Here is a 14,040-nt window from a genome sequence, read left to right as displayed (position 1 = left end):
GTCAAGCGCCAGTTGATCGGCCGCACGCCGATGCCAGACGCGAACGGGGCGCCCAAGGGCGCCCCGTTTCGCTACGAAGGCCGCGATCGGCTCAGGCTTGCGCGATGCGGCGCGCGATGTGATCCAGCGCTTCTTCGACCTGGTCGACCAGGATCAGGCAGAGGTCGCCAGCGCCCAGGCGCGCCAGCGCGGTGTCGATGGCGAGAAACTCGCCATGGATCTCTTCGACATGCTTGCTGCGGGTGGCGTTGACCAGGCCCTGCTGCAATAGCGCCAGCACTTCGCCGTCGGCGCGGCCGCGCTGGCATTGGTCCTGATACAGCAGCACGTCGTCGAATGCTTCTCCCAGGATCTCGGTCTGCATCCGGATGTCTTCATCGCGGCGGTCGCCCGCGCCGCTGATGACCACGGAGCGCCGCTTGGCGGGCATGGCGTCCACGGCCCGCACCAGCGCCAGGATGGCATCGGGATTGTGGCCGTAGTCGGCGATCACCGTGGCGCCGCGGTAATCGAACACGTTGAAGCGTCCGGGAGCGGTCTGGGCATCGTTGACGAAGGTCGCCAGGCCGCGGCGGATGATGTCCGTGTCCAGCCCCAGCGCCCAGGCGGCCGCGATCGACGCCATGGCGTTTTCCACCTGGAAGGTGATGGTGCCGTTGCGCGTGAGCGGAATGGAAGCCAAGGGGTAGCGGGTCTCGTCGGCACCTTGGGCGGTCACGATGGAGTCGCCGTCGCGGTAGACGCAGCGCAGGCCTTGCGCGCGGTGCGTCGCCAGCACGGGATGGTTGCGGTCTTCGGCGAAGTAGGTGATCGAGCCCGGGCAGCTCGCGGCCATTTCGGCCACGATGGGGTCCGCCGCGTTCAGGACCGCGGTGCCCGTGGGATGCACGTGCTGCACGATCACGCGCTTGACCACGGCTAGGTCTTCGACCGTACTGATGTAGCCCAGCCCCAGGTGGTCGCCCATGCCGATATTCGTGACGATGGCCACGTTGCACCGGTCGAAGGCCAGCCCTTCGCGCAGGATGCCGCCGCGCGCGGTCTCGAACACGGCTGCGTCCACGTCCGGGTGCATGAGCACGCTGCGCGCGCTGCGCGGACCGCTGCAATCGCCGGTGTCGATACGCAGGTTGTCCACGTAGACGCCGTCGGAATTCGTCATGCCTACGCGATTGCCGGCGACACCCAGGATATGGGCGGTCAGGCGCACGGTAGTGGTCTTGCCATTGGTGCCCGCCACGGCCACGACGGGGATGCGGCCGTCATCGCCGTCGGCGTACATGTTGGCGATGATGGCTTCGCCCACGGCGCGGCCCTTGCCGAAGGACGGGTTCAAGTGCATGCGCAGGCCTGGCGCGGCGTTCACTTCCACGACGCCGCCGTTCTGTTCCTCGAGCGGGTACAGCACGCTCTCCGCCACGACGTCCACGCCGCAGATGTCCAGCCCGATCATGCGGGCCGCCGACACCGCGCGCGCGGCCATCTCGGGATGCACTTCGTCGGTGACGTCGGTGGCTGAACCGCCGGTGCTCAGGTTGGCGTTGTTGCGCAAGAAGATCAGCGTGCCGGAGGGCGGCACGGAATCGGCATCGAAGCCTTGCTTCTTGAGGGTGGCGAGGGCGATGTCGTCGAAGCGGATCTTGGTGAGCGAGGTGGCATGGCCGTCGCCGCGCAGCGGGTCGGCGTTGACCTGATCCACCAATTGGCGGATGGTCTGCACGCCGTCTCCGGTGACCTGGGGCGGATCGCGCCGCGAAGCCGCGACCAGCGCGCCGCCCACCACCAGCAGACGGAAATCGTGGCCGGGAATGTAGCGCTCGACGATGACCTCGGAGCTGATCTCTTCGGCTACTTCAAAAGCCTGGATCACGCGTTCGCGCGTTTCAATGTTGACGGCGACGCCACGCCCCTGGCTGCCGTCGCGCGGCTTGACCACGACCGGGCCGCCCAGTTCTTCGGCGGCGGCCCAGGCTTCCTCGGCGGTGGTCACCGAACGGCCCATCGGCACTGGCACGCCGGCTGCGTCCAGCAGCATCTTCGTCAGGTCTTTGTCCTGCGCGATGGATTCGGAGATGGCGCTGGTCAGGTCGGTTTCGGCGGCCTGGATACGGCGCTGCTTGCTGCCCCAGCCGAACTGCACCATGCTGCCCTGGGTCAGGCGGCGATAGGGGATGTTGCGGGCCGTGGCGGCGTTGACGATGGAGCCGGTGCTGGGTCCCAGACGCACGTCTTCGTCCAGGTCGCGCAGGCGCTTGAGGGCATCGGCAAGATCGAAGGGCGTGTCGTCCAGCGCGGCGCGCACCAGCACTTGCGCCAGTTCCATCGCCAGCCGGCCGACTTCCTCTTCGCTGTATTCGACCACCACCTGGAACACGCCAGGCTCGATGGTGGAGGCGGTGCGGCCGAACGTGACGGGGCAGCCAGCGTGCGCCTGCATCGTCAGCGCCACGATCTGCAGCACGTGGGCGATGGAGACGGCACCTTGATGGCCTTCCGGACGTAGCAGGCCGGTCTGGGGCAGCCGCGCGCGCAGGCGCGCTTCGAAGTCAGGCAGGTTGTCGATGGAGCATTCGGCGTCGGCGCAGGAAACAATGGCCTCGATCGCGGTGTTCTTGCTCCACAGATTGGGACCGCGCAGTGCTCGGATACGGGAAACTTCCATGGCAGGTATTCCTGTCTAGCTTACGCGCGCCCGCCGCTCGGGCAAGGGCGCGCGCAGATATTGTCAGTATTGCTGAATCCAGCGGCGGACCAGGTCGATGGTGGGGCCGGAGAAGGCTTCGTCCGATTGCAGCAGGACGAAATCGCCCGCGGCGATGCCGTCGAGTTGGCTCTGGATGGCCTTGCCGTGGTCGGGTTCTTCCTGGATGTCCTTGACGCGGGCGCCTTGCGCCAGGCCCTGCCGCAGCAGCGCGCGCGCCTGGCCTTCGGGGCGTTTGCTACGCACGGTCAGGTCGTCGTAGAGCACCACGCGGTCGAAGGCGTCGCCCAGCAGCTTGCCCTGTTCGATCAGGTCCGCGTCGCGGCGGTCGGCGCCGGCCGAATAGACGGCGGCGCGCGTGGTCGCGGGGAACTGCTCGATGGCGGCGATGAGGGGGCGCAGCGCCGAGGCATTGTGCACGTCGTCGACCACCACGGTGCTGCCGTTGCGTTCGAACAGCGTGAACTGCCAGGGTGCGTCGGCCTGGTCGATGTCGAAGGTTTCGATGCCGGCGCGGATCAGTTCAACCGGAATATCCAGGGCCCAGGCCGCACCCACCGCGGCCAGCACGTTCTCGACCTGGAAAGCCACGCGTCCGCCATGGGTCAGCGGGATAGCGGCCACGGCGGCCAGGCGTTCCTGGCGGCTGCCTTGCGCAAGAACGATGCTGCCGTCGCGCACGAACACGGCGCGGCCATCCTGTTGCAAGTGCGCGGCAATGGCTGGCAGCGCGGGATCGATGCCGAAGAAAATCACCGAACCGTCGGACAGTTCCGCCATTTCCACCACGCGCGGATCGCGCGCGTTCAGCACGGCGGCGCCGCCGGGCAGTACCACGTCCACCTGTGTGCGGAACACGTTGAACATGCGTTCCGTTTCATTGATGTCGAAGTCGCCGAGATGGTCGGCATCGTCGATGTTGGTGACCACGCCCACCTGGCAGCGGTCGTAGGCCAGGCCCTGGCCCAGGATCACGCCGCTGTCGTTTTCGATGACGGCGGCATCCAGGTTGCGGTTCATCAGCAGGCGCGTGCCGGAGGCGAAATCGGCGCGGTCGCCTTTTTGGACCAGGCGGCGGTCCAGGTAGAGGCCTTCGCTGCAAGCCAGGCCGGTGCGCTTGCCCGACAGGCTCAGCAGGCGGGCGACCAGACGCGCCACCACGGTCTTGCCGTTAGTGCCCGTTACGCCCACGATGGGAATGCGGCCCGCATCGCCCTCGGGGAACAGATGGTCCACGATGGCGCGGCCCACCGGGCGCGGGGTGCCGTCGGCGGGCTTCAGGTGCATCAGCAGACCCGGGCCGGCATTGACTTCGACGATGGCGCCGCGTTGTTCATCCAGCGGGCGCGAAATGTCCTCGGCCACCAGGTCGACGCCGGCGATGTCCAGGCCCACGATGCGCGCGGCCAGGGTCACGGTCGCGGCGATGCTGGGGTGCACGCGGTCGGTGACATCGAAGGCGACGTTGCCGCTGCGTTGCACCAGCACGCGCTGGCCTTCGGGCGGCACGCTGTCTTCCGACAGGCCTTGGCGCGCGATCTCGAGCCGCGCGGCGGAATCGAGGCGCACCGGGTTCAGCGGGTGGTTCTCGGTGCGGCCGCGGCGGGGATCCGTGTTGATCTGGCTGTCGATGAGTTCGGAGATCGTGGATTTGCCATCGCCCGTGACCCAGGCGGGTTCGCCGGCGGCGGCGGCCACCATGCGATCGCCCACGACGAGCAGGCGATGTTCGTTGCCCAGCACGAAGCGTTCGACGATCACGCCGCTGCCTTCGTCCACCGCGACGCGATAGGCCGACACCACTTCCTCGCGGGTCGTCAGGTTGGTGAATACGCCGCGGCCATGGTTGCCGTCATAGGGCTTCACTACCACCGGCAGGCCGATGTCCTCGGCCGCTTCCCAGGCGTCGTCCTCGCTGCGCACGAGGCGGCCTTCGGGCACCGGCACGCCGCAGGTCGAAAGCAGTTCCTTGGTCAGGTCCTTGTCGCGCGAGATGCCTTCGGCGATTGCGCTGGTGCGGTCGGTTTCCGCCGTCCAGATGCGGCGCTGGGCCGAGCCGTAGCCGAACTGCACGAGGTTGCCTTCGAACAGGCGGATGTAGGGGATGTCGCGGTCGTCGGCGGCATCCACGATGCAGGCGGTGCTGGGGCCGAGACAATGCTTGTCGATCAGGCCGCGCAGCTTCGAGATGGCAGCGGGCACATCGAAGGGGCGGTCTTCGATGGCGGCCATGACCAGGTCGCGGGCTTCGTTCAGGGCGGTGCGCGTGACCTGTTCCTGCCAGGCGCGCACGACCACCTTGTAGACGCCGCGAGTGGAGGTTTCGCGGGCCTTGCCGAAACCGCCGCGCAAGCCGGCCAGGTTCTGCAATTCCAGGGTGACATGCTCAAGAATGTGGCCGGGCCACGTGCCTTCCTTCAGGCGCGACAGGAAGCCTCCCCGGACCCCCGGGCTGCAGCGGTGCTCGATCAACGTCGGCAGCCATTCGGTCAGCCGCTCGTAAAAGCCGGGAATGGTATTGGAGGGGTAATCCTCCAGCTCGCCGATATCCACCCACGCTTCAAGTACCGGACGGTACGTCCAAATGTTCGGGCCGCGCAAAGCCACGACATCGAGAAATTCAATGTCTTTCTTTTTCATGTTTTAATTTACGAGAGAAGCAGGTTGGCACGCGCGGACGCCCCTATGCAAGACCGCGAATTTATTGGGGTTGCGCCTTTAGAATAATGCCAACGAGTGGGGGATCCCAGATATTCCTAATTAGAAAAATCGGCTGATACTATACGACGCCTTCAAGGCGTGAACTCGTTGTGTTGTAAGGAAGGGACACGTTTGCCGCCGCCTGAGGTTGCGAACCGGTTGCCGCCTAGTAGGGCAGAGTCCTGGCCCGGTATGCGTTCCAATGAAAAAACCAAACCTGCTTTCCGGCCTTGCCGAAGCCTTTCCTGCCCGCTGGCGGGATGAAATCCGCGCCGAACTGGCGGATGGCGAAACCTTATTGGCCTGGGTCGAGATAGACCTGGACCAGCGCTTGAAGTTCCGGCCGGGGCTGATCGCCGCTACCGACCGCCGGCTGCTGGCCCGCCAGCCCGACGAGGCGGGCTGGGATTCCTGGGCATATGGCCCCCAATTAAAACTCAGCCTGACCGACCATGCCGGCGCCGCGGTGCTGGAATTGCACGACGACAGTTCCCGCCTGGGCGTGTGGCGTTTCACGCTGGCCCGCAACCCGGCCGCGCTGCGCTTGCTGGCGCAGTTCGAGACCCAGCAGGCGATCCGTCTGTCCGGTCATCAGGCGGAGGAGCCGGCAGAGCGCACCTGCACCATCTGTAATAACGTCATACCGGCAGGTGAGGAAGAGTGCCCAAGCTGCAACCAGGAACAGGCGGCGCCGTCCTCCACCTGGGCGCTGCTGCGCCTGTGGCGCTTTGCCCGGCCTTACCGCGGCCCGCTATTGGCGGGTTTCATATTGACGCTGCTGGGCACTGCCGCGACGCTGGTGCCGCCGTACCTGACCATGCCGCTGATGGACGACGTGCTGATTCCGTTCCAGAACGGCGCGCCCATCGATTACGACAAAGTGCGTCTTTACCTGGGCGGGCTGCTGGCCTCGGCCTTCCTGGCCTGGGGCCTGGGCTGGGCCAGGACCTACATCCTGGCATGGGTCAGCGAACGCATCGGCGCAGACCTGCGCACCACCACGTATGAGCACTTGCAGCAGTTGTCCCTGGAGTATTTCGGCGGCAAGCGCACGGGCGATCTGATCTCGCGCATCGGTAGCGAAACCGACCGCATTTGCGTGTTTCTGTCGCTGCATCTGCTGGACTTTGCAACCGATATCCTGATGATCTGCATGACCGCGGTCATCCTGGTGTCCATCAATCCGTGGCTGGCGCTGGTCACGCTGGTGCCGCTGCCCTTCATTATCTGGATGATCCACGCGGTGCGCGACCGTCTGCGCCACGGCTTTGAAAAGGTCGATCGCATCTGGTCGGAAATCACCAACGTGCTGGCCGACACCATACCGGGCATCCGCGTGGTCAAGGCTTTCGCCCAGGAAAAGCGCGAAGTCGCGCGCTTTCGCGAAGCCAATAATCGCAACCTGGAAGTCAACGACCGTGTGAACACCACCTGGTCGCTGTTCTCGCCCACGGTCACGCTGCTCACCGAAGTGGGGCTGCTGGTGGTGTGGATTTTCGGCATCTGGCAGGTGTCCCAAAAACAAATCACCGTCGGTGTGCTGGCCGCTTTCCTGGCCTATATCGGGCGGTTCTACATGCGCCTGGATTCGATGAGCCGTATTGTTTCGGTGACGCAAAAGGCCGCGGCCGGCGCCAAGCGCATTTTCGACATCCTGGACCACGTTTCCAGCGTGCCGGAACCGCAGAATCCGGCCAAACTGCCGCACATCAACGGCCGCATCGAATTGCGCGACGTGGGCTTTCGCTATGGCAACCGCCAAGTCATCCGCGGGCTGAACCTGAACATTGCCCCTGGCGAAATGATCGGCCTGGTGGGGCACAGCGGCTCGGGCAAGAGCACGCTGATCAACCTGATCTGCCGCTTCTATGATGTGTCCGAAGGCGCGGTGCTGGTGGACGGCGCCGACATCCGTTCGGTGCGCGTGGCGGACTACCGGCGCAACATCGGGTTGGTGCTGCAGGAGCCGTTCCTGTTCTTCGGCACCATTGCCGAAAACATCGCCTATGGCAAGCCGGACGCCACCCGGGATGAGATCGTAGCCGCCGCACGCGCCGCGCACGCGCACGAATTCATCCTGCGGCTGCCGCACGGCTACGACTCGCTGGTCGGCGAACGCGGCCAGGCGCTGTCCGGCGGCGAGCGCCAGCGTATCTCGATCGCGCGCGCATTGCTGATCGATCCGCGCATCCTGATCCTGGACGAAGCGACCTCGTCGGTGGATACGACCACCGAAAAGGAAATCCAGAAGGCGCTCGACAATCTGGTTCGCGGCCGCACTACCATCGCCATCGCCCACCGCCTGAGCACCTTGCGCAAGGCCGACCGTCTGGTGGTGCTGGATCGCGGCCAGATCGTGGAACAGGGGCCGCACGAAGAACTGATGGCCCGGGAGGGCGCCTACTACCGTCTGTACCAGGCGCAGGCGCGCCAGGCCGAGGCCGACGCGCAAGCGTCAGGCAGCGAAGACATGGCCGCCGTGGCCTGACGCGGAACCGGAATTATCGTCATGACCTTGCCGTCTTTTCAGTTGCGCCGCAATGCCTTCGGACGTCTGGAGTTCCAGTCCGCCGATGGCGAGATGCACGAAGGCGTGTTGCCCGTTCGCGCGTTTCCGATCAGCGAGGCGGATCGTGGCCTGTCGCTCGTGACCGTGGACGGGCACGAATTGCTCTGGATCGAACACCTGTCCGACGTGCCCGCCCCGCAGCGCGCCTTGATCGAAGAAGAGCTGGCGAGCCGGGAATTCATGCCCGAGATCCGCAAGCTGGCCAGCGTGTCCACGTTTGCCACCCCCAGCACCTGGCAGGTCGATACCGATCGCGGCCCGACGTCGTTTACGCTGCGGGGCGAAGAAGACATACGGCGGCTGAGTCCGCAGACCCTGCTGATCGCCGACAGCCACGGCATCTTCTATCTGGTGCGCAACATCCAGGCGCTGGACAAGCACAGCCGCAAGCTGCTGGACCGTTTCCTGTAGGCCTCAGTCTTCCCGCGGCCGCTTGAACGGAGAGTGCGTTTCCAGCTCTCCCAGATAGTCCGTCACCGCCGCGGTTTCTTCGTCCAGGAAGTTCTGGATCGCGTCCGCAAACCCCGGGTGCGCGACCCAGTGCGCGGACCACGTGGGCGTGGGCAGCAGCCCGCGCGCCATCTTATGTTCGCCTTGCGCGCCGCCTTCGAAGCGCGCGATGCCATGGGCGATGCAATAGGCGATGGACTGCATGTAGCAGGTCTCGAAGTGCAGGCCGGGCACGTACTCGGTCGCGCCCCAGTAGCGCCCGTAAAGCGCGTCGCCGCCTGCAAGGTTCAGCGCGGCCGCCACCGGTTGGCCGTCGCGCTGCGCCAGGATCAACACGAAAGCGTCCGCAAGTGCGCGATGCGCGCGGCGGAAGAACTCCTGGTTCAGGTAGGGCGGATTGCCATGGCTGAAGTAGGTGCGGCAATAGCATTCATAGAAGAAGTCCAGTTCGGCCGCGCCGATTTCGGCGCCACGCAGCCAGCGGTAGGACAGCCCGGCGGCGGCCACCTTCTTGCGGTCCTGGCGGATTTTCTTGCGCTTGTCATGGCTCATCGCGGCCAGGAACGCGTCGAAGTCCGCGTAGCCGGGATTGGTCCAGTGGAACTGCACGCTTTCGCGGATCATGAACCCGGCTTCGCGCAGCGCGCGCACGTCCGCATCCGCGGGAAACAGCAGATGCAGCGAAGAAACCTTGATCTCTTCGGCAAAGGCGATCAGCCCGCGCACCAGGGTGTCGCGGTCCTCGTCGTTGCGCGCCAGCAGCCGGGGGCCGGTCACCGGGGTGAATGGAATCGCGGACAGCAGCTTGGGGTAGTAGCGCAAGCCGTGGCGCTGGAAGGCGTCGGCCCACGCGTAGTCGAAAACATACTCACCGCGCGAGTGCGACTTCAGGTAGAGCGGGGCGGCGGCAGCCAGCGCATCGTCTCGCCACAGCGCAAGATAATGCGGCGCCCAGCCGGTGCCTGGCGCGGCGCAGCCGGTTTCATGCAGCGCGCACAGGAACGCATGGCGCAGGAAGGGCTGCTCGCCCGCCAGCGCGTCCCACTGCTGGGCGTCGATGCGGGACAGGTCGGTCTCTATGGTCAAGCGCAGGGAATCCATGGGTGAATGATAAAGTCTCCGTGTATGCGCGAGGCCTGCGGCCCCGGCGCTTTCACGGGATTTCGGGGCAGCTTGAGGCCGCCCGGCACAGAGAGAGTATGGACAGCACTACGACGCCCGCCGCGTTCGGGCACGGCCTGGACTGCCTGCGGGGGCAGGCGCTGGCAGCCTTGGCTGCCACGGCATGGCAGGACAAGCTGGCGGCGGTGCGCGCCATTTCGGATGAGGCCGCGCTGGATTGCGAGCGGGTGTACGCGCCTGTTGCGGGACTGCCCGGCCGTCCTTCGCTGCCGCAACTGGTGCCTCCCGCCCAGGTCAAGCATCGCTCAATGGCCACGCCGCAAGGGCGCGCGGCCCTGCTGCACGCCCTGGCGCATATCGAATTCAATGCCATCAACCTGGCGCTGGACATCATGTGGCGCTTTGCCGGCATGCCGGAAGCGTTCTATCGCGATTGGCTACGGGTGGCGCGCGAAGAGGCCTATCACTTCGATCTGCTCAGGCAGCGCCTGGCCGCCATGGGGCACGCCTATGGCGACTTTCCCGCCCACGACAGCTTGTGGGACATGGCGCAACGCACGCAGGAAGATCTGCTGGCCCGCCTGGCCCTGGTGCCGCGCACGCTGGAGGCGCGCGGCCTGGACGCTTCCCCCATGATTCGCGCCAAGCTGGCCGGGGCAGGAGACAGGGAAAGCGCGGCTATCGTCGACATCATCCTGGCCGACGAAATCGGTCACGTGGCTATCGGCAACCATTGGTACAAGCACCTGTGCGCGCTGGCGGGCAAGGATCCCGTCGCCTGCTATGCCGAACTGGCACAGCGCCACGATGCCCCGCGCCTGCGCGGTCCCTTCAACCTGGAGGCGCGCCGCGCCGCCGGATTCGACGATGCCGAACTTGCCGCGCTGCAATCCGGCTGACAGGACAACATGAGTACCGATCCTTCCATCAAGACACCGCAGGTTCGTCTGCTGCGCCCGCTGGCCATTGCCTTGGCGGGGGCTGCGCTCATTTCACTGGCGCCCGCCGCGTCAGCCGCCGACTCGTTCGCGGCGTGCCTGGCGCAATTGCGCGGCCCGGCGCTCAAGGCAGGTGTGTCGGGCGCCACGTTCGACACCCACACCGCGGGGCTCGCGCCCGATATGGCGGTGATCGATCTGCTGGACGCCCAGCCGGAGTTCAAGACGCCCATCTGGGACTACATGGCGGCCCTGGTCGACGATGAGCGCGTCTCCGACGGCCAGGCCGGCATGGCGCGCTGGCAGTCCGACCTGGACCGCGCCGCATCGCGCTATGGCGTGGACGCCGCCACCATCGCCGCCGTTTGGGGCGTGGAAAGCAACTACGGCCGCACCTTGGGCGGCCGGCCGCTGCTGACCTCCCTGTCCACGCTGTCCTGCTATGGCCGGCGCCAGGCCTATTTCCGGGGCGAGTTCTTTTCCACCCTCAAGATCATCCAGGACGAGCACATTGCGCCCGAGCGCCTGACGGGCTCCTGGGCGGGCGCCTTTGGCCAGACCCAGTTCATGCCGTCGACCTACTTGCGGCTGGCGGTGGATTTCGACGGCGACGGGCGCCGGGATCTGGTCGACAGCGTGCCGGACGCACTGGCCTCCACGGCCAATTTCCTCAAGCGCGCGGGCTGGAGCGCCGCGCTGCCGTGGGGCTTTGAAGTCCGGCTGCCGGCGGGCCTGGACACCTCGGGCGCCGGCAGGAAGAACAAGCGCGCGATGTCGTATTGGGCAGGAAGGGGCGTAACGCGCGCCGACGGCCAGCCGCTGCCGGCGGGCGACACGCCGGCGGGCCTGCTGCTGCCGGCGGGCCGCGGCGGCCCCGCCTTCCTGGTCACGCGCAACTTCGACGCCCTGTATTCCTACAACGCGGCGGAAAGCTACGCCTTGGCCATTGCCCACCTGTCCGACAGGCTGCGGGGCGGAGGTCCCTTGGCGCAAGCCTGGCCCACGGACGATCCGGGGCTGTCGCGGGCGCAGCGGCGGGAACTGCAACGGCTGTTGATTGCCCGCGGCTATGAGATCGGCGAACCCGATGGCATGATCGGTACCCGCACCCGGCAGGCCCTGCAGGAGGCGCAGCGCGAGCTGGGCCTGAAGCCGGATGGGCGCGCCGGCCTGAAGTCGCTGCAGGCTTTACAGGCAGGAAAGACGCCAAACTGAATTGCCTGGCCGGAATGGACAAGCTTTGTAAAGATGCCGGGAGTCATCCTTCAGATGACAGGCAGGGCGCCGGGCATGGGCCTATACTGATTCTCCGATTTTTCAGGAGCACGATGATGAGCCTATTGGATACCTTGGCCTCGATGGCCGGCGGCGGTCAACAAGGGGGCTCGGCTTCGCTGTTGCCCGCCCTGATCGAGCAACTGAACAAGTACCCGGGCGGCCTGTCCGGCTTGATCGCAAGCTTCCAGAAGGGCGGCTTGAGCGAAATCGTGGCCTCGTGGGTGGGCACGGGCCAGAACATGCCCGTCAGCGCAGACCAGCTCGGTTCCGTTCTGGATCCCGGCGTCGTCAACGAACTGGCGGCCAAGACCGGACAGGACACGGATTCGGTACTGGGCTCGCTGTCCTCGCTGCTGCCGCAACTGGTCGACCAGGCCACGCCGAACGGGGAAGTGCAAGGCGGCCAACAACAGTTCAACCCGGCCGAGCTGCTGGCGTCGTTGTCGGGCATTTTCGGCAATCGCGCAGGGTAGTTCCTATCGCCAGGCAAGCCATGCAGGCGTCAGCGCCTGCTTCCATCGACCGGCGGCGTTTGTTGCAGGGCCTGGGCCTGGGCGTGGCGGCGCTGGCCGCCAGCCTGCCCGCCTGCGCGCCGGCGTGGTCGGTGCAAAGCACCTTCTGGCAACTTTGGCCCAGCCATTTGGAATTGAATCCGCAGGCTTGGCGCGAGCGCATTGCGGCCATGCACGGGCTGGGCTTTCGCGAAATCATCATCCAGTGGGTCGGGGCTAGCGGGGGCGCGCAGCCCTGGCAATTGCCCGCGTCCACCCTGGCGCTGATATTCGAGGAAGCGGAACGGCTGGGCATTGGCCTGCAGCTGGGGCTGCCCTACGACGAGCGCTGGTGGCGGCAATTGGGCAATGCCGACGACGCCGCGCTCGCCGGTTTCCTGCAGGAGGCTCAAGCGCAAGCGCTGGCCTATGCGCGCGCTTCGACTATCGCCGGCCACGCGGCTTTCCGCGGCTGGTACATCCCTTACGAAATCGAGCAGTACAGTTGGGCCGCGCCCGAAAGGCAGTCACGCCTGGCGCGCTGGCTGCGCGAAATGTCGGATCCTCTTTTGCAACAGACCGGACGCGTACCCGCCATATCCACCTATCACAGCAAACTGCCGGGACCGTTGAGCCTGGCCGATCTTTGGAACGGGCTGCTGGATGCCGCGAGGCTGAGACCCATGCTGCAAGATGGGGTGGGGGTGTCCGGTATGGCAGCGTACGACGCGCTGGAGCCGCTGCACCGCATGTTGCTGGCGCGCCGCGTGCCGTTCGACCTGATCGTAGAACTGTTCGAGGAATTGCCGTCCGAGCGCCAGGACGGCACCACGTTCAACGCCCGCTCTGCCGATAGCGCGCGCGTGCGCCGGCAATTGCGCATCGCGCGGCGTTACCGCGCGCAAAGCGTCGTTGCCTTTGCCGCGGACCCCTGGCTGATCGGGCCCACCCCCGAGGCTGAGCGCCTCAGGCGGGACTGGCCGCTCTAATCGCACGCCGGCGGACCAATCAGGCCGGCGCCATGGCCGGCCATCGCGATCACGCCCCGGCGGCAGCTTCGTCGGCCGGGACGGACGGCTCCAGCTGATTGATCAGCGCGGGCCAGGTGTTGATAGACAGCAAATGGCAATAGACCAGCGGCAGCCAGCCGTTGGCGCGCCAGCGCAGGAATTCCGCTTCCGGCAGCTTGTTGAACTTGGCTTCGTCGATCACCTTGAAACCGGACATGGCCAGGCGCTGGCCGTCGGCCAGCGTGATGTCGGCACGGTTTTCGACCAGCAGTTCGGCTTCGGCCAAGGCGCGTGTGAACTCCATGGTGTAGGCGTGCTGGTTCTGGTAATCACGGCAGAACTCCAGAGCGCTGCGGGCCAGGTCCGTGGGTTCGCCGGCTTCGTCGAAGAACGGATTGTCGCGGCCCTCGACCACGGAGGCGGCCTTCTCGTCGACACACAGCGTGAATTGGCTGCGGTCTTCGTTCTCCATGAAGATAAAGGGGTAGCGGCGAATATAGGCCGGGATGTAGGTGCCGGCGCACCATTGGCCCTGGGCATCGACGAACAGATTTTCCTGGCCGCGCACGCCCAGCACGGCGACGGGCATGGGCTGGTCGCCATCGCTGAAAACGATGGGGAAGTGGCGGCATGCGGTCGGCAGTTCGGTGGCGACCAACGGCACGGCATTGGTCTTGGCAGCGTAGGCGAAACCCGTATTGCCGGCGAGGGACAGGTTGGCGTGCACGCCCGCAGCCAGCGGACGGGGTTGTTCGTAGAACAGGGGAAGCGAGGTCTGCAT

Annotated in this window: 10 protein-coding genes; 6 read left to right on the top strand and 4 right to left on the bottom strand. The window is 66.1% G+C overall.

Annotated features, from left to right (window positions below; all coding sequences use genetic code 11):
* Positions 1-91: 91 nt before the first annotated feature.
* On the bottom strand, positions 92-2,662 hold the full coding sequence (gene cphA / locus CEY08_RS01760) for a cyanophycin synthetase (protein WP_063961343.1): 2,571 nt from the start codon (positions 2,660-2,662) through the stop codon (positions 92-94).
* Positions 2,663-2,725: 63 nt separating this feature from the next.
* On the bottom strand, positions 2,726-5,341 hold the full coding sequence (gene cphA, locus CEY08_RS01755) for a cyanophycin synthetase (protein ID WP_076815735.1): 2,616 nt from the start codon (positions 5,339-5,341) through the stop codon (positions 2,726-2,728).
* A gap of 262 nt (positions 5,342-5,603) precedes the next feature.
* Between cphA (CEY08_RS01755) and CEY08_RS01750 the strand changes: the two genes are divergently transcribed.
* Entirely contained in the window at positions 5,604-7,889 is a 2,286-nt protein-coding gene (locus CEY08_RS01750; RefSeq protein WP_063641826.1) for a cyanophycin metabolism-associated ABC transporter, read from the top strand.
* Between the two features lie 21 nt (positions 7,890-7,910).
* Positions 7,911-8,381 (top strand): cyanophycin metabolism-associated DUF1854 family protein, encoded by a 471-nt coding sequence (locus CEY08_RS01745; protein ID WP_042792491.1) that lies wholly within the window; start codon positions 7,911-7,913, stop codon positions 8,379-8,381.
* A 3-nt stretch (positions 8,382-8,384) separates the two neighbouring features.
* On the opposite strand, the gene CEY08_RS01740 is transcribed toward CEY08_RS01745, so the two are convergent.
* Positions 8,385-9,521 (bottom strand): GNAT family N-acetyltransferase, encoded by a 1,137-nt coding sequence (locus CEY08_RS01740; RefSeq protein ID WP_076815732.1) that lies wholly within the window; start codon positions 9,519-9,521, stop codon positions 8,385-8,387.
* Positions 9,522-9,619: 98 nt separating this feature from the next.
* On the opposite strand from CEY08_RS01740, the gene CEY08_RS01735 reads away from it, so the two are divergent.
* The 4 genes from CEY08_RS01735 to CEY08_RS01720 all read left to right on the top strand — a co-directional run bounded on the left by CEY08_RS01735 (position 9,620) and on the right by CEY08_RS01720 (position 13,238).
* On the top strand, positions 9,620-10,441 hold the full coding sequence (locus CEY08_RS01735) for a ferritin-like domain-containing protein (RefSeq protein WP_076815730.1): 822 nt from the start codon (positions 9,620-9,622) through the stop codon (positions 10,439-10,441).
* 9 nt (positions 10,442-10,450) lie between these two features.
* Positions 10,451-11,695 (top strand): lytic murein transglycosylase, encoded by a 1,245-nt coding sequence (locus CEY08_RS01730; protein WP_170946301.1) that lies wholly within the window; start codon positions 10,451-10,453, stop codon positions 11,693-11,695.
* A gap of 116 nt (positions 11,696-11,811) precedes the next feature.
* On the top strand, positions 11,812-12,231 hold the full coding sequence (locus CEY08_RS01725; RefSeq protein WP_076815728.1) for a YidB family protein: 420 nt from the start codon (positions 11,812-11,814) through the stop codon (positions 12,229-12,231).
* Between the two features lie 20 nt (positions 12,232-12,251).
* A complete protein-coding gene (locus tag CEY08_RS01720; protein WP_076815726.1) occupies positions 12,252-13,238 on the top strand; it encodes a DUF4434 domain-containing protein in 987 nt (328 codons plus the stop codon).
* A gap of 49 nt (positions 13,239-13,287) precedes the next feature.
* Here the strand turns inward: CEY08_RS01720 and CEY08_RS01715 are convergent, their stop codons facing one another.
* The gene (locus tag CEY08_RS01715; protein ID WP_232033755.1) at positions 13,288-14,040 is read right to left on the bottom strand and encodes a SapC family protein; all 753 of its coding nucleotides are present in this window, start codon (positions 14,038-14,040) and stop codon (positions 13,288-13,290) included.

The sequence above is a fragment of the Achromobacter insolitus genome (genome assembly GCF_002209555.1).
GTDB lineage: Bacteria > Pseudomonadota > Gammaproteobacteria > Burkholderiales > Burkholderiaceae_B > Achromobacter > Achromobacter insolitus.
The sequence above is the reverse complement of the archived record's forward strand: the minus strand, read 5'-3'. Positions and strand labels throughout refer to the sequence as shown.

Coding starts and splice junctions, on each gene's coding strand:
- CEY08_RS01720 (WP_076815726.1), top strand. CDS start 12,252: ATGCAGGCGTCAGCGCCTGCTTCCATCGACCGGCGGCGTTTGTTGCAG.
- CEY08_RS01730 (WP_170946301.1), top strand. CDS start 10,451: ATGAGTACCGATCCTTCCATCAAGACACCGCAGGTTCGTCTGCTGCGC.
- cphA (WP_076815735.1), bottom strand. CDS start 5,341: ATGAAAAAGAAAGACATTGAATTTCTCGATGTCGTGGCTTTGCGCGGC.
- cphA (WP_063961343.1), bottom strand. CDS start 2,662: ATGGAAGTTTCCCGTATCCGAGCACTGCGCGGTCCCAATCTGTGGAGC.
- CEY08_RS01715 (WP_232033755.1), bottom strand. CDS start 14,040: ATGCAGACCTCGCTTCCCCTGTTCTACGAACAACCCCGTCCGCTGGCT.
- CEY08_RS01735 (WP_076815730.1), top strand. CDS start 9,620: ATGGACAGCACTACGACGCCCGCCGCGTTCGGGCACGGCCTGGACTGC.
- CEY08_RS01740 (WP_076815732.1), bottom strand. CDS start 9,521: ATGGATTCCCTGCGCTTGACCATAGAGACCGACCTGTCCCGCATCGAC.
- CEY08_RS01725 (WP_076815728.1), top strand. CDS start 11,812: ATGAGCCTATTGGATACCTTGGCCTCGATGGCCGGCGGCGGTCAACAA.
- CEY08_RS01745 (WP_042792491.1), top strand. CDS start 7,911: ATGACCTTGCCGTCTTTTCAGTTGCGCCGCAATGCCTTCGGACGTCTG.
- CEY08_RS01750 (WP_063641826.1), top strand. CDS start 5,604: ATGAAAAAACCAAACCTGCTTTCCGGCCTTGCCGAAGCCTTTCCTGCC.